The organism is Oceanibaculum pacificum, from assembly GCF_001618175.1.
Classification (GTDB): Bacteria; Pseudomonadota; Alphaproteobacteria; order Oceanibaculales; family Oceanibaculaceae; genus Oceanibaculum; species Oceanibaculum pacificum.
This window is the reverse complement of record NZ_LPXN01000105.1, coordinates 82888-101794: the sequence shown is the minus strand read 5'-3', so window position 1 is coordinate 101794 and position 18907 is coordinate 82888. Positions and strand designations below refer to the sequence as shown.

18 protein-coding genes are annotated in these 18907 nt (G+C 66.0%); 6 read left to right on the top strand and 12 right to left on the bottom strand.

Annotated elements, in window-relative coordinates:
- Positions 1-157: 157 nt before the first annotated feature.
- The 8 genes from AUP43_RS09735 to AUP43_RS09700 all read right to left on the bottom strand — a co-directional run bounded on the left by AUP43_RS09735 (position 158) and on the right by AUP43_RS09700 (position 8286).
- Positions 158-1174 (bottom strand): LLM class flavin-dependent oxidoreductase, encoded by a 1017-nt coding sequence (locus tag AUP43_RS09735; protein WP_067555865.1) that lies wholly within the window; start codon positions 1172-1174, stop codon positions 158-160.
- A 110-nt stretch (positions 1175-1284) separates the two neighbouring features.
- A complete protein-coding gene (locus AUP43_RS09730; RefSeq protein ID WP_067555862.1) occupies positions 1285-2205 on the bottom strand; it encodes a pirin family protein in 921 nt (306 codons plus the stop codon).
- A gap of 73 nt (positions 2206-2278) precedes the next feature.
- Entirely contained in the window at positions 2279-2806 is a 528-nt protein-coding gene (locus tag AUP43_RS09725) for a biotin transporter BioY (RefSeq protein WP_084462695.1), read from the bottom strand.
- Positions 2807-2896: 90 nt separating this feature from the next.
- Positions 2897-3400, bottom strand: coding sequence for a PAS domain-containing protein (locus tag AUP43_RS09720; RefSeq protein ID WP_067555856.1), 504 nt, complete (start codon positions 3398-3400; stop codon positions 2897-2899).
- 73 nt (positions 3401-3473) lie between these two features.
- On the bottom strand, positions 3474-4217 hold the full coding sequence (locus AUP43_RS09715) for an HpcH/HpaI aldolase/citrate lyase family protein (protein WP_067555853.1): 744 nt from the start codon (positions 4215-4217) through the stop codon (positions 3474-3476).
- 11 nt (positions 4218-4228) lie between these two features.
- Entirely contained in the window at positions 4229-5173 is a 945-nt protein-coding gene (locus AUP43_RS09710) for a ketopantoate reductase family protein (RefSeq protein WP_067555849.1), read from the bottom strand.
- Between the two features lie 28 nt (positions 5174-5201).
- A complete protein-coding gene (locus AUP43_RS09705; RefSeq protein WP_067555845.1) occupies positions 5202-7220 on the bottom strand; it encodes a TRAP transporter permease in 2019 nt (672 codons plus the stop codon).
- A gap of 76 nt (positions 7221-7296) precedes the next feature.
- Positions 7297-8286: a TAXI family TRAP transporter solute-binding subunit gene (locus AUP43_RS09700; RefSeq protein ID WP_067555841.1), complete on the bottom strand. Its 990-nt coding sequence runs from the start codon at positions 8284-8286 to the stop codon at positions 7297-7299.
- Between the two features lie 291 nt (positions 8287-8577).
- Between AUP43_RS09700 and AUP43_RS09695 the strand changes: the two genes are divergently transcribed.
- On the top strand, positions 8578-9342 hold the full coding sequence (locus tag AUP43_RS09695; protein ID WP_067555838.1) for an IclR family transcriptional regulator: 765 nt from the start codon (positions 8578-8580) through the stop codon (positions 9340-9342).
- An 8-nt stretch (positions 9343-9350) separates the two neighbouring features.
- Here the strand turns inward: AUP43_RS09695 and AUP43_RS09690 are convergent, their stop codons facing one another.
- Positions 9351-10190, bottom strand: a complete 840-nt coding sequence (locus AUP43_RS09690) for a TauD/TfdA dioxygenase family protein (RefSeq protein WP_067555835.1) — start codon at positions 10188-10190, stop codon at positions 9351-9353.
- A gap of 290 nt (positions 10191-10480) precedes the next feature.
- Here AUP43_RS09690 and AUP43_RS09685 point away from each other — a divergent pair, with 290 nt between their 5' ends.
- Positions 10481-10909, top strand: a complete 429-nt coding sequence (locus AUP43_RS09685; RefSeq protein ID WP_067555832.1) for an FKBP-type peptidyl-prolyl cis-trans isomerase — start codon at positions 10481-10483, stop codon at positions 10907-10909.
- A gap of 57 nt (positions 10910-10966) precedes the next feature.
- On the opposite strand, the gene AUP43_RS09680 is transcribed toward AUP43_RS09685, so the two are convergent.
- The 3 genes from AUP43_RS09680 to fsa are packed head-to-tail and all read right to left on the bottom strand — an operon-like array spanning position 10967 to position 13333.
- Positions 10967-11932 carry a tyrosine recombinase XerC gene (locus AUP43_RS09680; protein WP_067555829.1) on the bottom strand — a complete coding sequence of 322 codons (966 nt, stop codon included), beginning with the start codon at positions 11930-11932 and terminating at the stop codon, positions 10967-10969.
- Positions 11908-12660: a DUF484 family protein gene (locus AUP43_RS09675; protein WP_067555826.1), complete on the bottom strand. Its 753-nt coding sequence runs from the start codon at positions 12658-12660 to the stop codon at positions 11908-11910. Before AUP43_RS09675 ends, AUP43_RS09680 begins: the two co-directional genes overlap by 25 nt.
- 16 nt (positions 12661-12676) lie before the next feature.
- A complete protein-coding gene (fsa, locus tag AUP43_RS09670; protein ID WP_067555823.1) occupies positions 12677-13333 on the bottom strand; it encodes a fructose-6-phosphate aldolase in 657 nt (218 codons plus the stop codon).
- Between the two features lie 87 nt (positions 13334-13420).
- Here fsa and AUP43_RS09665 point away from each other — a divergent pair, with 87 nt between their 5' ends.
- The 4 genes from AUP43_RS09665 to AUP43_RS09650 all read left to right on the top strand — a co-directional run bounded on the left by AUP43_RS09665 (position 13421) and on the right by AUP43_RS09650 (position 18906).
- Positions 13421-15646, top strand: coding sequence for a primosomal protein N' (locus AUP43_RS09665; protein WP_084462693.1), 2226 nt, complete (start codon positions 13421-13423; stop codon positions 15644-15646).
- 235 nt (positions 15647-15881) lie between these two features.
- Positions 15882-16442, top strand: a complete 561-nt coding sequence (locus AUP43_RS09660; protein WP_067555820.1) for a F0F1 ATP synthase subunit delta — start codon at positions 15882-15884, stop codon at positions 16440-16442.
- A complete protein-coding gene (atpA, locus tag AUP43_RS09655) occupies positions 16442-17971 on the top strand; it encodes a F0F1 ATP synthase subunit alpha (RefSeq protein WP_067555817.1) in 1530 nt (509 codons plus the stop codon). The genes AUP43_RS09660 and atpA overlap by 1 nt, the downstream gene beginning before the upstream one ends.
- Positions 17972-18009: 38 nt before the next feature.
- Entirely contained in the window at positions 18010-18906 is an 897-nt protein-coding gene (locus AUP43_RS09650; protein WP_067555814.1) for a F0F1 ATP synthase subunit gamma, read from the top strand.
- Position 18907 lies beyond the last annotated feature (1 nt).

Genomic DNA, 18907 nt, shown 5'->3' with positions numbered 1-18907 from the left:
GCTCCTCAGCATGAGGTCACCAAGTGGCACCGGGGTATCTTAGAATGGCCCGGCCTGGGCCCCTCGCCAGGCGACACCGGCGCAGCGCCCCAGTACGCTGACCCCGAGGAGCCGCCCAAGCCCCTTGGGCGGCGTCTCTAAGGGTAGCGGCGGCAGGCTAGGACGCCGCCTCATACGCCCGCGCAAAGGCCGGCTGCAGTTCCGCCATCAGCGCATAGGAGCGCACGCGCGCCTTATGGTCGTGGATGGCGGAGGCGATCATCAGCTCGTCCGCGCCGGTGCGCGCGACGAAGCTTTCCAGCTCCCGTCGGATGGTGTCCGGCGCGCCGACGAAGGAGCAGGACAACATGCGCGAGGCCTGCGCCTTTTCCATCGGCGACCACATCCGCTCCATCTCCTCCACCGGGATCGGCGGCGGCAACAGGCCGCGCTGGCCGCGGATCATGCCGAGGAAGCGCTGCTGGGCGGAAGTGAACAGATATTGCGCCTCCGCGTCAGTCTCGGCGGCGAAGACGTTGATGCCGACCATCGCATGCGGCCGGTCGAGCTGCGCCGAGGGGCGGAAGCCTTCGCGATAGACCTGCAAGGCCTGCATCAGCGCATCCGGCGCGAAATGCGAGGCGAAGGCGTAGGGCAACCCCAGCATGGCGGCGAGCTGTGCGCCGAACAGGCTGGAGCCCAGAATCCACAGCGGCACGTTGGTGTCCGTGCCGGGCACCGCCTGGATCAGCTGGTTCGGCTGCAACGGGCCCAGCAGCGCCTGCAATTCCAGCACGTCCTGGGGGAAGCTGTCGGCGGTGTCGGGCGAGCGGCGCAGCGCGCGCAACGTGCGCTGGTCGGTGCCCGGCGCGCGACCGAGGCCGAGATCGATGCGGCCGGGATACAGCGTCGCCAGCGTGCCGAACTGCTCGGCGATCACCAGCGGCGAATGGTTCGGCAGCATGATGCCGCCCGCGCCCACGCGGATCGTCTTGGTGCCGCCGGCGACATAGCCGATGACCACCGAGGTGGCGGCGCTGGCGATGCCGGTCATATTGTGATGTTCGGCCAGCCAATAGCGGTTATAGCCGAGGCGTTCGGCGTTCTGCGCCAAATCCAGCGTGTTGCGCAGCGCGTCGGCCGGCGCGCCGCCCTGCGGCACCGGGGCCAGATCGAGAATGGAAAAAGCAGGCATGTCGTGCCCTTTCAACGGGGGCGGCGACGAAAGCGTCGCCGGGATATGCCTTAAGGATCGGCCTTCACGCCGCCGCTTGCAACCCGCGCGCTCGGCACGGGTGTATTGCCCTAGCCGCCGAAATCCGGCAGCGGGATGAATTCGTCGTCGCCGGGCACCAGGGCGAAGCGGCCTGATTTCCAGTCCTCCTTGGCCTGCTCGATGCGTTCTTTCGAGGAGGAGACGAAATTCCACCAGATGAAGCGCGGCTTTTCCATCGGCGCGCCGCCCAGCGCCATGAAGCGGGCATCCTCCACGGCTTTCACGGTGATGCGGTCACCGGGACGAAACACCAGCAGGTTCCCTTCGCCGAAGCTTTCGCCGGCAATCTCCACCGTGCCGCTGGCGATATAGAGCGCGCGCTCCTCATCGGGATCGAGCGGGAAGGAGGAACCGGCCTCCATCGCCACGTCGGCGTAGAAGAGCGGACTGGCGGTCTTCACCGGGGAGGAGGCGCCGAACATCGAACCGGCGATAATGCGGATAGCCTTGCCCTCGCCGATAATGGAGGGCAGCAGGTGCGCGCCGAAATGCTCGAAGGCCGGCTCGGTCTCCTCCTTATCCTCCGGCAGCGCCACCCAGGCCTGGATGCCGGAGAGCGCCGCGCCACGGGCCCGCAGTTCCGGCGGGGTGCGCTCGGAATGACTGATGCCGCGCCCGGCGGTCATCCAGTTCAGCGCCCCCGGCTTGATCGGCTGCGCGCTGCCCAGCGAATCGCGGTGCATGATCTCGCCATCGAACAGATAGGTCACCGTCGCAAGACCGATATGCGGGTGCGGGCGCACATCGATACCGGTATCGGGTGCAAAATGCGCCGGGCCCATCTGATCGAGAAAGATGAAGGGTCCGACCATGCGGCGCTGCGCCGAGGGCAGCGCGCGGCGGACCGAAAAACCGCCCAGATCGCGGGCGCGCGGCACGATCACCAGTTCCAGCGCGTCGCAGCTTCTCTTGTCGCCAGGCATCGGGTCTTGCGCATTATGCCAACTCATCTTCACCTCCGGCTGCGATGGACGACCCGTAAAGGGGTATCACAAGCAGCCGGGGGTTTCCATTGGCGGTGGCTTACTTACCTGCCAGCCGGGCGCCCAGCGCGGCCAGCAGGCTCTTCACCAGCATCCCGGCCAGGAAGGGCTGCGCGCCGAACTGCCAGGCCTTGGCCCAGCCAATGGATTGCGCCAGCCAGGCCACCCCCATCGCCAGCAGCACGGCATGCCCGATAATCCCGATGACGCCGAGCCGCACGAAGCCGCCATGCCGGCGCGACAGATGACCGGCCAGCCAGGCGACGATGGGGAAAGCCGCGATATAGCCGGCGGTGCGCCCGGTAAAAGGCGTCAACCCGGCGGCTCCGCCGGAGAGCAGCGGCAGGCCCAGCGCCGTCGCCCCCAGCCAGGCCAGCACGGTGACCAGCCCCAGCCACGGCCCATAGACGAAGCCGACCAGCAGCACCGCGAAGCTCTGCAACGTCATCGGCACCGGATACATCGGCACGTCGATCCAGGAACAGGCCGCCAGCAGCGCCACCCCCAGCACGACCAGCACCGCCTGCCCCACAACGCTGCGCCGCGCCGCCGCCAGCTTCGACTTCATGCCCGCCATATTTCCCCCTGCCTGAAACGAGATGGGGTATCTGCGCCATTTCCCTATGGCTGGCAAGCCATCGCGTGCAGGCCGACACACCTATATTTCCGTGCCGTCGCTGCGATATAGGATCGAGAAGGCCAGCAGCATGTCCACCTCCACGCCATCGCGGGCGAAAGGCAGGATGATGTTTTCTACCTTCTGGTGCAATTTATCGTGGGCGAAGCGCACATTGCCGAACCGATAGGTCGGCCGGCCGGTTTCCACGGTATGACGATAGCGGCTGGCCAACACCGGATCCTCCTTTACCACCGGATGCACCTCGTCCAGCCATTCGCCGGTCGGGTCGCGCTCCAGCGTCGCTACTTCGCGCGTGCCGACCAGGCGATAGCGCAGGCGCAGTTCCGGGCGCACGACATCCAGCATCCACACCCGCGGCATCAGGTGCGGCACATGCAGCGGGTCGAAATGCTGCCGGCCCGGCAAGCTGCCTGCCGGCGAGATGTTGCGCCAATAGCGATAGAGATAGAGGATACTGCTGTTCAGACTCGCAGGATCGTCAAGTTCGTCCAGGAACGTCCAGGAATTGCTGCCAGCGACCATAGGGGCTTCTCGAATGGCTGATGAACGCCATTCTGCCCGTCACTGATGTGTAATTCCTTAACGTCTGTTCGCTTTATCGCAGCGTCTCCCCCTCCCGGGCGGAAAACACGGCATTGGCTTCTGCGGCCTGGGCATCGTCGAAGCAGACCTTGCCCTGGAAGCCGATGCGCCGGACCATGTCGCACGCCTCGCCCCAGCCCGGCTTGCCCGGTGGGAACTGGCCGCCATCGAACGGGCCGCTGAGGCCGGCGGCGCGGGCCGCCAGCACCAACATGCGGCGCGGCAGCGACAGCGCCTCCGGGTCCAGCGTGGCGCGGGTGACCGGGCTGCCGATATCGGCCACAAAGTCGGACGCGCCAATGCCCAGCGTCAGCATGCGCGGCGTGGCGCGCGCCAGATTGGCCGCCTCCAGCGCGCCCAGGCAGCTTTCGACCAAGCCGATGATCTTCGTACGCCCAGCCTCGATGCCCAGCGCCTTTTCCTTCTCGGTCAGGCGGCGGTCGATATCCTGGAGATCGGCGACGCGCTCGGCCTTCGGCAGGATCACGGCCCCGATGCCGGGACCGAAACATTCCAGGTCCTCCGGGATCATCCCGCTATCGGCCTTGTTGACGCGCAGCGCCACCAGCGGGGTCCAGCTCTGCCTGGCAAGCGCGGTCGCCTTCACCCGGGCGGCCGGCTTGTCGGCCAGCGGCACCCCATCCTCCAGATCCAGCATCACCACATCGGCGGGCGTGTTGGCGAAGACCTGCTCCAGATTGTCGCGGTGCGCCGGAGCGTAGAGGATCGAGCGATACCAGCCATCTTTGCGGAACATTGTGTCTGTCCTCAGTTCTTGTGGGAAGCCGGGCGCATGTCATGCGCCTCCATGGCGCGGACCAGGCCGGCCACGATGGAATTGGTCGGGGCCGCCACGCCCAGCTTCGCGCCCTCGTCGGCAACCGCGCCGTTCAGGAAGTCGATCTCGCCCTGCCGGCCGGCCAGCCGGTCGAGCAGCAGCGAGGGCTTCGCCCCCGGAATGGCGGAGCCGAACTTGTGCACATAGGCGACCGGATCGTCGAAGCTGAGATTGATGCCGCGCGCCTTGGCGACGGCAAAGGCCTCCGACGCGCAGGATGAGGCCACGCGCCAGGCTTCCGGCGTCTCCATCACCTGGCCGATGGTCAGGCCGGTGATGCCGCACACCGCGCTGTAGGTGACGTTGCAGATCAGCTTCGACCAGATCATCGACTGGATGTCCGGTGCGGCCTCGGCGCGGAAGCCGGCATCGGCCCAGATTTTCGCCACCGTCTCGGCGGCGGGCTGCGCGGAGTCGATAGTCGCGCCGATCTTCACGATCTCGAAGCCGTTATGATGCACATGCCCCGGCGTCGGGATGGTCGCGCCGAAACCGCCGGCGATGCCCAGCAGCAGCCGGTCCTTCGACACGCTCTTCACCAGGATGTCGTAGGCGCCTAGGCCGTTCTGGATCGACAACAGCAGCGTGTCCGGGCCGATCATCGGCTTGGCCCCGGCCAGCGCCGCCTCGATGTCGCGGGTCTTGGTGGCGACGATAACCAGTTCGCACAGGCCGACCTCGGCCGGATCGGTGGTGGCCTTGGAGGGCGACATCCAGTCGCCGCTGGCCCCGGTGATTTTCAGCCCATTGGCGCGGATGGCGTCGACATGGTCCTGCCAGCGATCCACCAGCCAGACGTCATTGTCGCCGGCGCGGGCCAGGATGGCGCCATAGACGGAGCCCATGGCCCCGGCGCCCAGAATGGCGATCTTCATCGGATTTCCTCTTGAAACGAACGAACGATCAATCTTGCACGGCTAGGCGGCGGGCCTGCTTGTCGAAGCGAAGATGCCAGGCGAGGCCCAGCCCGGCCAGCACAACGCCGGCCAGGTCGGTCAGCCAGCTTGGGTCGATCAGCGCCACCGCGCCGAGCGCCAGAAGAATACGTGGCCCCCAGGAGACCGGCCCCCGGCAATAGCCGATGGCGGTGATCGACATGAACACGATGCCGATGGTCGCCGACACCATCGCCAGCCCGACGTCGAGCGGATTGCCCTGCAATGTCAGCTCCGGATTCATGATGAACATGAAGGGGATCAGGAACAGGCTGCAGGCCAGGATCATCGCATAGGCGGCGGTGCCCATGATGGTGCCGCCGCTGATCGCCACGGCGGCGAACACGCCGGCCGCGACCGGCGGGGTGATGGCCGAGACGCTGGCGAAGAAATACAGGAACAGATGCGCCGGCAGCAGATCGAAACCCAGATTGATCAGCGGCGGGGCCAGCACGGCCGCCCCCACCGCGTAGGCGGCGGGCGTCGGCATGCCCATGCCCAGCACGATGGCGATGATCATGGTCAGCACCAGCGACAGCAGGATATGGCCCTGGCCGATATTGACGATGAGCTGCGAGAAGGTGATGCCCAGGCCGGTCAGGTTGATCAGCGAGACGATGATCTGCGCCGCCGCGATGATCATGGCGATGAACACCACGCCGCGCGCCGCCTCATAGAGGCCGTCCAGGACCGAGCGGACCATGACCGACAGGCGCTCGCCCAGCGGCAATGCCGGCTCGGCCAGCGGAGCCGGCGACGGCGCGTCCAGCCCGGCCACGTCGCGCGCCCGGTCCGCCGCCTCGGAGGTCGCGGTCTGCGGACGCAGCAGCACGCCGATCAGCATCAGCGCCACGATGGCGATGATCGCCCAGAACACGGCGAGCTGGATCGTGTACTGGTTGACGATGAAATAGATCAGAATGCCGATTGGAATCAGCAGGCTGATCATCGGGTAAGGCGCGAAGGCCTCGCGGGCCGAGGGGATCAGTTCCGCCGGCAGCGGCTTCAAATCATATTTCAGCGCGTAGAGATAGACGCCGATCAGCAGCGCCAGGAAGAACAGCAGCGACGGCACCAGGGCGGCCGTCACCACCTGCAGATAGGCCACGCCCAGCAGCTCGGCCATCAGGAAGGCGCCCGGTCCCATGACCGGCGGCATGATCTGGCCACCGGTCGAGGCCACCGCCTCCACCGCGCCGGCGAATTCCGGCTTGAAGCCGAAGCGCTTCATCAGCGGGATGGTCAGCACGCCGGTGCTGGTCACGTTGGCAACCGTGCTGCCGTTCACCATGCCCATGAAGGCGCTGCCGAACACCGCGACCATGCCCGCGCCGCCGCGCACCCTGCCGCCGATCCGCATGGCGACCAGGATGAACACCTGCCCCGCCCCGCTGCTGTTCAGCAGCGCGCCCAGGATCAGGAACAGCGTGACGACGGTGGCGGAAATGCCCATCAACGGGCCAAGCAACCCGTTCTCGCCCAGATAGAAGGCATAGATCAGCCGATCGATCGACAGGCCGCGATGGCCCAGCATGCCGGGAATGTAATTGCCGAAATAGGCGTAGAGATAGAAGGCAACGATCATCCCAACGAACAGCCAGCCCAGCGCGCGCCGCACGCCTTCCAGCACCAGCAGCAGCAGCAGCACGCCGAACAGCTTCTCAACCGGCTCGTCGGTGAACCAGGTATTCTCGACGATGGTGTTGTAGTTCCAGACGATGTAGCCCAGCACCAGGATGCTGAGCGCGGCCGGAATCAGGTCGAGCAGACGCAGCAGCGTGGAATCGCGCTTCGTGCCACTATAGAGCAGGAACACCAGCGCCAAAGCGCCGCCCAGATGCACCGCGCGCTGCTGATAGTTCGGCAGCGTGCCCACGCCCGCGGTGTAGACATGGAACAGAACCCAAATGATCGCCGCTGCGGCCAAGGCCGCGCCGGCGAGACCGCCATATTTGCGGTAGCCGCTTTCTCTCTCTTCAGGTTCCATGTTCGTGTCGTGTCTTGCAAAAGGGCGACCGCCAGCGCGGGGCGCTGGCGGTCCAGGTCGGTTGGATTGCAGAAGCTTATTTTGCGGCGAGGCGCGCCGGCACGGCGGCGCCGACTTCCTTGAAGTAACGCGCGACGCCGGGATGCAGCGGCGCGACCGAAGCCGACAGCGTCAGGTCGGCCGGAATCACCCGGTCAGCGGCGGGATAGCCGCTTTTGGCCGCCGCCATGCCTTCGGCCGAGAAAATCCGCTTAGCGACCTCATAGGCCACCTTTTCCGGCAGATCGCTGGTGGTGTTGATGCCGATGGCGGTCTGCACCGTCGTGATATCGGCCGGCTGACTGCCGTAATTATCGCCGGGCGTCACCTTGGCGACGCTGAAATAAGGGATTTCCGTCACGACCTTCTCGGCCTCGGCCTGGGTCATCGGGATCATCCTGATCGGCCGCGAGGCGTGCGCCTGCTGGATATAGCCGTCAGGGTGCAGGCCGGCCTTCATGAAACCGACGATGCGACGGTTCTGATAAGATTCCAGCGCATCCGTGCCGCCGGCGCGGAACATCTCCGGCGCGATGCCAAGCACCTTCATGATCTCGTCGGCCTGCTTTTCCGTGGCCGAGCCGCGACCGCCCGGATTGAACTGCTTGCCGGCCAGGTCGGACATGCTCTTGATGTCGGAATCGGCGGCAACCACCCAATTGGCCGGCAGCGGCGCGAAATAATACAGCGTCCGCAGCTTCTCGCCGCCCTTGCCCTTCATGGTGGCATAGTCGCTGGAGGTCACGGCGATGCCCATATCGACCTCGCCGCGCATCAGCGCCGTGGTCGAGGCCGAGGCGCCCCCCAGCTCCTGGATGCTCATATTCATGCCCAGCGTCTTGTTCCAGTCCGACACCACGGCGACCTGATAGGCATAGAAGGCGGACTGGCCATGCGTGCCGCCCATCGCCAGGCGCTGGGCCGAGGCGGGGCCGGTCGCGACGGCCAGGCCGGCGGCAAGCGCGAGACCCGCCATGCCGGTGCGAATCATGCTCGAAAAGGCGCGGGAGCGCGGCGACTGGGTCATGTCTTCCTCCATCCCGGGTAAGCGGCGGCCCAATCTGGCGCTGGGACTTGACGCTTCCCGCATCTGTTATGGATGCGATCCGGATACGGGCCGGACCGCCCTGTTGAACGAGGCGCAACGATATCGCCGTCTTCCGTGCGTTGAAAGACTTTTCTCTTTATCGAAATCGATAGTAAGGTAATTTTATTACCCCAAGCAAATTCAGGGGGAGTTTCGCGGCGGCTTTCGGCTTGCAACTGCCGCGACCGCGTTTACTGTTGGCGGCAACCAATAAGCAAAAGCGTGGATGGCATGGCAGGGCAGGATTCGGTCAAGACGGCGGCGCGAACGCTCGATCTGTTGGAAATATTCGCCAAGGCCCGCGCGCCACTATCGCTGACCGAGATCGCGCAGCGCATCAACGCGCCGATCAGCAGCTGCCATTCGCTGGTCCGTACCCTGCAATCGCGCGGCTATGTCTATATTCTGGATCATCGCAAGCGGGTCTACCCGACCAAGCGCCTGCTCACCATCGCCCAGGCGATCGCCCGGCACGACCCGCTGCTGGAGAAGCTGACGCCGATCCTCGAAGGGCTGATGAAGGCAACCGGCGAGACCGTGCTGCTGGGCAAGCGCCAGGGCGACCAGATCACCTATCTGGAGGTGATCGAGGGCAGCCACATCGTGCGCTACACCTCCAGCCCCGGCGATCTGAAGCCGCTGCATTCCAGCGCCATCGGCAAGTCGCTGCTGGGCCAGATGGAAGCGGCCGAGCTGGCCGCCCTGCTTGCCCGGCTGAAATTGCCGCGCGTCACCGAGAACACCGTCACCGACGCAAAGGCGCTGACTGAGGAGCTGGACGCCTCACGCGCCCGCGGCTGGTACCAGACGCTGGGCGAGAACATCGTCGATGTGATGGCGATCTCGATCTCCCGCCACCTGCTGGACGAGACTCTGGGCGTGGCCCTGGCCGGTCCCATCGCGCGCATGCAGCAGAATCGGGATGCCTATCTCGCCCATCTCATGGAAGTCGGCGCCGCCTTCGATTCCCTGGCCGCTGAATTGCGCGGGCTGTAACGCCCGCGTCAGACCGGCGTGTCGCCGGCCAGGGTGATGCGGTGCATGACCCGGCGGAAGCCGTGATAATCGTTGATCGGATTATGCTGGGCCGCGCGGTTGTCCCAGAAGGCGATGGAGCCGGGCCGCCAGGAGAAGCGGCACGTATATTCCGGCTTGATCTGGTGCTGGAACAGGAAATTCAGAATCGGCGCGCTCTCCGCCTCGGTCATGCCCTTGAAGGCGACCGTGTGCGCGGTGTTGATGTAAAGCGCCTTGCGGCCGGTTTCCGGGTGGGTGCGCACCACCGGATGCTCCGACAGGTAGCTGCTGCTGGCCTGCGTGTTGGCGCTGTCCTTGATGCGGTCCTCGCGGGTCTTGGAGACGTCCGCCTTGGCCGAGCTGCTGATGCCGACCAGCCCGTCCAGCAGCTCCTTCATCTTGTCCGACAGCGCCTCATAGGCCGCGTATTGATTGGCGAACAGCGTGTCGCCGCCATAGGGCGGCACTTCGCGGGCGATCAGCATGGTTCCCATCGGCGGCTTTTCGAGATAGGTGGTGTCGGAGTGCCAGACGCCGCCGAAATTCACCGTCTCATGCTCCAGCTTGGCAACCTGGATGATCTCCGGGAAGCCGTCGATGCCCTTCACGAAGGGATATTCGACCGGCTGTCCGAACCGCTTGGAGAAATCCAGGAACTGCGCCGGGGATAAATCCTGATCGCGGAAAAAGATCACGAGATTGTCCAGGTAAGCCTGGCGGATAGCCCCGACGACGTTGTCGCCCAGGGGTTGCGACAGATCCACCCCGTGAATCTCCGCGCCGATCGCGCCGGCTATCTTCCTGATTTCCAATTCCTGATGGGCCATGGCGTCCTCCTCCCGATTTTACCTCGGTTCTTATTCGATAATACGAAACATATTTCCGCATATTGAATTCTACAAGATACAATTTGGCGGAGAATTGCTTGGCCGGGTTGATGCCGCCGCCTCGCGGACCCATCTGCAATGCTTGCCGTCCGGCATCGTGTCGGGCGATATTTACGCAATTCCGGATGTACTGCTTCCGGAATGGCCAGAACCGGTGAGGCCCTGGAGGGCTCACCGATCCAACGCACCCCATGCGGCGTGCGGAACCTATTGAGATCAGGAGGCGGCTTATGACCGCTGTGAAATCGGGCGATACCGTCCGCGTACATTATACAGGCACGCTTGAGGATGGGGCGCAGTTCGATTCCTCGGTCGGGCGGGATCCCTTGCAGTTCACCGTCGGCCAGGGCCAGGTGATCGGTGGCTTCGAGCAGGCTGCCCTGGGCCTGCAGCCGGGCGAGAGTCGCACGGTCACCGTACCGGCCGAAGACGCTTATGGCACGCACCGTCCCGACCTCGTGCAGGAGATCGAGCGCGTTTCCCTGCCGCAGGACATCGATTTCCAGGAAGGCCTGCAGCTTCAGGCGCAGGGCCCGAACAGCCAGCCGCTGCTGCTGACGGTCACGTCCGTGTCAGACCAGTCGGTGACGCTCGACGCCAACCATCCGCTGGCTGGCAAGGATCTCACCTTCGATATCGAATTGGTCGAGATCGTCTGACCAGGACCGATCTTGAGAGATTCCGCGAAGCCCCGGCCCCAGGCCGGGGCTTTTGCGTTACCGCCCGGCCCGGGGATGCGCGGCACGGTGAACGGCAAGCAGCTTGGCCGAATCCACATCGGTATAGCGCTGGGTGGTGGAGAGCGAGGCGTGGCCGAGCAATTCCTGGATTGCACGCAGATCGCCCCCGCCGGCGAGCAGATGCGTCGCGAAGCTGTGGCGCAGGGCGTGCGGCGTGGCGCTGTCGGGTAAATCGAGCGCGGCGCGGAGCTTCTGCATCAGCCCCTGGACGAGGCGCGGATTAAGCGCCCCGCCACGCACGCCGAGAAACAGCGGCGTGCGTGCATCCCCGGCATGCGGGCAGAGCGCCAGATAGCCGGCGATCGAGTCGCGCACCGCCGGCAGCACCGGCACCACGCGCTGCTTGTTGCCCTTGCCGGTCACCCGCATCAGATCGCCGGAAGGGGCGTCTCCCCGGCTCAGCGCCAGCGCCTCGCCGATGCGCAGGCCGCAGCCATAGAGCAGCGTGATCAGCGCGGCGTCGCGGGCCAGCACCCAGGGTTCGGCCTCGGTGGCGGCGGCGATGTCGGTGCCGTCGACCAGCCGGTCCGCCTCCTCCTCGCTCAACGCCTTGGGCACGGCGTGCGGCAGTTTCGGCGTGCGCACGGAATGGATCGCGGCGTTGGCGATCTTGCCGTGCCGCTCCAAGAAACGGAAGAAGCTGCGCACCACGGAAAAAGCCCGCGCGGTGGAGCTTCGGGCATAGGCCTCGCCCGCGCGCCCCGCCAGATAGGCGCGGAAATCGGCCGCCTTCAGGTGCTCAAGGTCGGCCAGCGACATCGCCCCGCCAAGATGCCCGGCCATGAAGTCGATAAAGACGGAAAGATCGCGGCCATAAGCCTCGACAGTATGGGAGGAGCTTTGCCGCTCCTCCGATAGCCAGCGGTGCCAGTCCAGGATGGCGGCCCGAAGATCGGGGGCCGCCTGATCGGGAACGCTCAATCCGCCGGCAGGTCGAGCCATCGCCGCACACAGCTTTCCAGCGCGCGGGACAGGAACATCAGCAGTTCGGTCCCCAGCCCAGGATGGAAAGTGTCCTCCCGGCGGGAGCCGAACACCAGCAGCCCGTGCGGGGCCTTGGGCGAGAAACGCAGCCGGCTCATCGCCTGCGACTGCACCAGGGTCGCCGCGCCGCCGAAGATATCGGCGTCGCCCAGCATCACCTCGCCCAGCATCACGTCACGCCCGTCGCCCAGCAACCCGTCGATGCGCCCGTTCGCCAGGATGCGCACGCCGGCCATGCGGTCGCCGGCATCCAGGAAGCCGTTGGTCTCGACGCACAGCGCCACCGCGTCGACATCCAGGATGATCGCCAGGTCGCTGGTCACAATCTCGATGAAATGCTCGAAGCTGGTGGCGTTCAGCATCGCCAGCACCGCTTCGTAAACCCGCGCCTGATTTGCCGTGTTGGCGCGGATGGTGCCGATCAGATTCTGCTGCTGTTCCTTCAGGCCGCTCAACTCGCCGCGCAGCCGGTGGACCAGGAAATATTGCAGGTCCACCACCCCGTCGCCATTGTCGCGCGTCGGCGGCGCCAGCACTTCGGCCAGGTTCGCATGCTTGACCAGGAAATCGGGGTGGCGCCGCAGATACTGCTCGACATCGGCGGCGGTGACCGAACGCTTGGCCGACGGCGTACCCGCCGCGGCGGGCGGGTTCGGCGTGCGGACGATGCGGCTGTCTTCGGTCATGCGCGCGTCTTTCGGGTTACAGGATGGACTGGCCGGTCTTCTGCCAATCGGCCAGGAAAGCGGCCAGGCCCTTGTCGGTCAGCGGATGGTTGAACAGCTGGCGCAGGGTCGAGGGCGGCACGGTGCAGACATCGGCGCCTAGCTTCGCGGCATCGACCACATGCACCGGATTGCGGATCGAGGCGACCAGCACCTCGGTCGTGAAGGCCGGATAGTTGGCGTAGATCTGCACGATATCGGCGATCAGCTCCATGCCGTCCTGGCCGATATCGTCGAGCCGGCCGACGAAGGGCGAGACATAGGTAGCGCCGGCCTTCGCCGCAAGGATCGCCTGGGCGGCGGAGAAGCACAGTGTGACGTTGGTCTGCGTGCCCTCGTCGGTCAGCGCCTTGCAGGCCTTCAGCCCTTCCGGGGTCAGCGGCAGCTTCACCACGACATTGTCGGCGATCTTGGCGAGGTAGCGGCCTTCCTTCAGCATGCCCTCGGATTCGGTCGCCGTAACCTCGGCGCTGACGGGGCCGGGAACGACGGCGCAGATTTCCGCAATCACATCGGCCATCTTGCGGCCACTCTTGGCGATCAGGGAGGGGTTGGTGGTCACGCCGTCCAGCAGGCCGCTGCCCGCGAGTTCGCGGATCTCGGCAACATCGGCGGTATCGACGAAGAATTTCATCGAGGAAAACGGTCCTTGCATTATCCGAATACGACATGGGATCGAGGAACGCTCGCCCTCGATCCCGCTCATCGCTAAACCTACCCCATGACGGATAAAACAGCCAGCGCCGCCGCCGCAACGCAACATGACAAAAACGCGACGCTTGCGCGCGTCACCGTTCTGCTGCCGCTGCCGATCGGCGAGGGCTACGATTACCGCGTGCCCGAGGGGCTGGACCTCGCGGAGGGCGATTTCGTCATCGTGCCGCTGGGCCGCCGGCAGATGCTGGGCGTGGTCTGGGCGCTGGGCGGCAGCGGCGATATTGCCGAGGCCCGGCTGAAGGATGTGGTCGGCCGGCTCGACGCGCCGCCGATGTCCACGGTGCTGCGCCGCTTCGTGAGCTGGGTCGCCGCCTATACTCTGGCCGCCCCCGGCCAGGTGCTGCGCATGGCGATGAGCGTGCCGGCGGCGCTGGAGCCGGCCAAGCCGGTCGTCGCCTACCGCCTGGCCGAGGGTTTCGACATTGAAGGGCTGCGCCCGAGCGCCGCGCGCCGCCGGGTGTTGACCCTGCTGCGCGACCTGCCGCCATTGCCCGCCGGCGACATCGCGCGGGAAGCCGGCGTCTCCTCAGGCGTGGTGAAGGGGCTGGCCGAGGCCGGCGCGCTGGCGACCGTGCTGCTGCCCCCGTCCCTTCGCCCGCCGGTTCCCGATCCCGCGCTGCCCGGTCCCGATCTGTCGGACGATCAGCGGAGCGCCGCCGAGGCCTTGAGCGGGGGAATCGGCGGCGGCTATTCGGCAACGCTGCTGGATGGCGTCACCGGTTCCGGCAAGACCGAGGTGTATTTCGAGGCCATCGCCGCCGCCTTGCGGGACAACCGGCAAGTGCTGGTGCTGCTGCCGGAAATCGCGCTGACCCCGCATTGGCTGGAGCGCTTCGAGGCCCGGTTCGGCTGCCGCCCGCTGGAATGGCATTCGGAGCTGACCCAGGCGCAGCGCCGCGATGGCTGGCGCGCCGTATCGGAAGGCAAGGCCGGGGTGGTGGTCGGCGCGCGCTCGGCCCTGTTCCTGCCCTTCCCCGATCTCGGCCTGATCGTGGTCGACGAGGAACATGAGCCCGCCTTCAAGCAGGAGGAAGGCGTCACCTACAATGCCCGCGACATGGCGGTGGTGCGCGCGCATCTGGGGGAGATTCCCATCGTGCTGGTCTCCGCCACCCCATCGCTGGAGACGGTGGCGAATGTGGAGGCCGGGCGCTACGCCAAGGTCACGCTGCCGGACCGCTTCGCCGGCGCCGCCCTGCCGATGATCCAGGCCATCGACATGCGCGCCCACCGCCCGGCGCCGGGTCGCTGGCTATCGCCGCCGCTGGTCGAGGCGATGCGCGGCACGCTGGAAGCCGGCGAGCAGGCGGTGCTGTTCCTGAACCGCCGGGGCTATGCGCCGCTGACGCTGTGCGGCTCCTGCGGCCACCGGCTGGGCTGCCCGAACTGCACGGCCTGGCTGGTCGAGCATCGGCTGGCCGGCCGGCTGCAATGCCACCAGTGCGGCTATACCGCCCGGCTGCCCAGCGAATGCCCGAGTTGCCAGAGCACGGATGGCTTCAAGGCAGTCGGCCCCGGCGTGGAGCGCATCGCCGAGGAGGTGCTGCATACCTTCCCCGAGGCGCGCTTCGCCGTAGTCGCCAGCGACACGCTGGCCGGCCCCGCCGCCGTCGGCGAGCTGCTGCGCAGCGTGCGCGAGCGCGAGGTCGACATCTTGATCGGCACGCAGCTCGTCGCCAAAGGCCATCATTTCCCGCTGCTGACGCTGGTCGGCGTGATCGACGCCGATCTGGGCCTGATGGGCGGCGATCTGCGCGCGGCGGAGCGGACTTATCAGATATTGCACCAGGTCGCCGGCCGCGCCGGCCGCGCCGAGCATCCCGGCCGGGTGCTGCTGCAAACCTACGATCCCGACCACAAGGTGCTGAAAGCGCTGGTCGAGGGCGACCGCGACCGGTTCCTGGAGGCCGAGGCCGACGACCGCCGCCGCGCCGGCATGCCGCCCTATGGAAGGCTGGCCGGGCTGATCGTCTCCGGCGCCGACCAGCGGCTGGTGGAGGCTGTGGCGCTGCGCCTGGGCCGCACTGCCCCGCGCGAGGAGGGGGTGCGCGTCCTCGGCCCCGCCCCTGCTCCCTTCTCGATCCTGCGCGGCCGCCATCGCTGCCGCCTGTTGCTGAAGACCGCGAAAGCCATCGCCATCCAGCCCGTCCTGCGTCGCTGGCTCGCCCAGGTGGAGGTTCCCGCCAGCGTGCGCGTGCAGGTCGATGTCGATCCGTACAGCTTCCTGTAAGCGGCCTTTCGGGCCGATTTCGGGGATGGTTGGAACCTTTGCGGAAATGCGCCGTTCCCCTGCGCCGCTACGGCTTGCACACCCTATACGACTATGTTAGACAACGCCCGGCCTTCGGGGGGTCACGCCTTCCCGATAGGCTCGTATTGCGCCGATAATCCCAGCCTCGGCAAGGGTTTTCGGCGGATATGCGACAGCGAATTCGGTCAGCCGCATCTAAAGTGGGAGCCCCCAGTTGGCGAAAGGGACGCAAGGCCTGTCAGCGATCGCTCAGCGCTATGCGACGGCGCTCTATGAACTCGCGGACAGCAGCAAGGCACTGGACGACGTCGCCGAGGATTTGCGCGCGCTGCGCCAGCTTCTCGTCGAATCCGACGATCTGGTCCGCCTAATCCGCTCGCCCATCCTCGGCCGCGAGCAGCAGGCCAAGGCAATGGATGCGGTCATGGACAAGGCCGGCGCTAACGCGCTGACCCGCAAATTCCTGGGCACGGTGGCGAATAACCGCCGCCTGTTCGCCCTGAACAACATCATCGACGCATTCCTGAACGAACTTGCCCGCCGTCGCGGCGAGGTCACGGCGGAGGTCACCTCCGCCAAGGCGCTCACCAAGACGCAGGAAAAGGCGCTCACGGATGCGCTGAAACAGGCGATCGGCACCAAGGTCGCCATTGAAACGAAGGTCGAGCCTGCCCTCATCGGCGGGCTGATCGTCAAGGTTGGATCACGTATGATCGATAGTTCGCTGCGCAGCAAACTGCAGCGGCTGCAGCTCGCGATGAAAGGGACTGCTTGATGGACATCCGCGCCGCTGAGATTTCTTCCATTCTGAAGGAACAGATCGCCAATTTCGGTTCCGAAGCCGAAGTGGCGGAAGTCGGCACCGTTCTGTCGGTCGGTGACGGCATCGCCCGTGTCTACGGTCTGGACAAGGTCCAGGCCGGCGAGATGGTCGAATTCCCGAACGGCATCCGTGGCATGGCGCTGAACCTCGAAACCGACAATGTCGGTATCGTGATTTTCGGCGACGACCGCGACATTAAGGAAGGCGACACCGTCAAGCGCACCGGCACCATCGTCGACGCGCCGGTGGGCAAGGGCCTGCTGGGCCGCGTGGTCGATGCGCTGGGCAACCCGATCGACGGCAAGGGCCCGCTGAAGGACGTGAACCGCACCCGCGTCGAGGTGAAGGCCCCGGGCATCATCCCGCGCCGCTCCGTGCATGAGCCGGTGCAGACCGGCCTGAAGGCCATCGACAGCCTGATCCCGGTCGGTCGTGGCCAGCGCGAGCTGATCATCGGCGACCGCCAGACCGGCAAGACCGCCGTCGCCATCGATGCCATCATCAACCAGGCGAACGTCAACAAGGGCGACGACGAGTCGAAGAAGCTCTATTGCATCTACGTCGCGGTCGGGCAGAAGCGCTCGACCGTCGCGCAGATCGTGAAGACGCTGGAGGATTACGGCGCGATGGAATATTCCATCGTCGTGGCCGCCACCGCCTCCGAGCCGGCCCCGCTGCAGTTCCTCGCCCCCTACACCGCTTGCGCGATGGGCGAGTTCTTCCGCGACAACGGCATGCACGCGCTGATCATCTATGACGATCTGTCGAAGCAGGCGACCGCCTACCGCCAGATGTCGCTGCTGCTGCGCCGCCCGCCAGGCCGCGAGGCTTTCCCGGGCGACGTGTTCTATTTGCATTCGCGCCTGCTGGAGCGCGCCGCGAAGATGAACGCGGATCATGGTTCGGGCTCGCTGACGGCGCTGCCGGTCATCGAAACCCAGGCGGGCGACGTGTCGGCCTACATTCCGACCAACGTGATTTCCATCACCGACGGCCAGATCTTCCTGGAGACCGGCCTGTTCTATAAGGGCATCCGCCCGGCGGTGAACGTCGGCATCTCCGTGTCGCGCGTCGGTTCCGCCGCGCAGATCAAGGCGATGAAGCAGGTCGCCGGCTCGATCAAGCTGGAGCTGGCGCAGTATCGCGAGATGGAAGCGTTCGCACAGTTCGCCTCCGACCTCGACGCCTCGACCCAGCGCCTGCTGGCCCGCGGTTCGCGCCTGACGCAGTTGCTGAAGCAGCCGCAATACAGCCCGCTGCCGGTCGAAGAGCAGGTCGCGGTGATCTATGCCGGCGTGAAGGGCTATCTCGACAAGGTGCCGGTCGACCAGGTGAACAAGTACGAGGCCGGCCTGCTGGCTGAGCTGCGTGGCCGCGGCTCGGACATCCTGGCCGCCATCCGCAAGGAGCAGCAGCTGACCGCCGAGATCGAGGGCAAGCTGAAGGATCTCTTGGAGACTTACTCCAAGAGCTTCGCCTGATCCTCGATCTTTCCCGGTAGCAACCAAGGCGAGAGCGGATGCCCAGCCTCAAGGACCTAAGAAACCGGATCAAAAGCGTCCAGTCGACGAGGAAGATCACCTCGGCGATGAAGATGGTCGCGGCCGCGAAGCTGCGTCGCGCGCAGGAGCAGGCGGAAGCCGCCCGCCCCTACGCCGAACGCATGGAGCGGATGCTGGCCTCGGTGGCCGGCCGGCTGCAGGGCGCGTCCGGCGCGCCCAAGCTGGTCTCCGGCACCGGCAAGGACGATGTGCATCTGGTGATCGTCGCCACCGCCGATCGCGGCCTGTGCGGCGGTTTCAACGCCAATATCGTAAAGGCGGCCCGGCTTCACATCCGCCGGCTGCTGGCCGACGGCAAGACCGTGAAGATTCTGTGCGTCGGCCGTAAGGGCCGCGATTCGCTGCGCCGCGAATTCCGCGACAAGATCGTCGACATGGTCAGCTTCGCCGGCCAGAAGCGGCTGACCTTCGCCGACGCCAGCGGCATTTCGGTGCGGGTCGCCGAAATGTTCGAAGCCGGCGAGTTCGATGTCGCGACGATCTTCTATGCCCGGTTCCGGTCCGCCATGGCGCAGATCCCGACCGCGCAGCAGCTGATCCCCGTCGCCCTGCCGGAGATCACCGCCGAGCAGAAGGCGGACGATAAGACCGGCCCGCAGGCTCTCTACGAGTTCGAGCCGGACGAGGAGAGCATTCTGGAGGCGTTGTTGCCGCAGAATCTGGCGATCCAGATCTACAAGACGCTGCTTGAGAACGCCGCAGGCGAGCAGGGTGCGCGCATGTCCGCGATGGACAGCGCGACCCGCAATGCCGGCGACATGATCAACAAGCTGTCGCAGACCTATAACCGCCAGCGCCAGGCGAACATCACCAAGGAGCTGATCGAGATCATCTCCGGTGCGGAAGCGCTTTAAA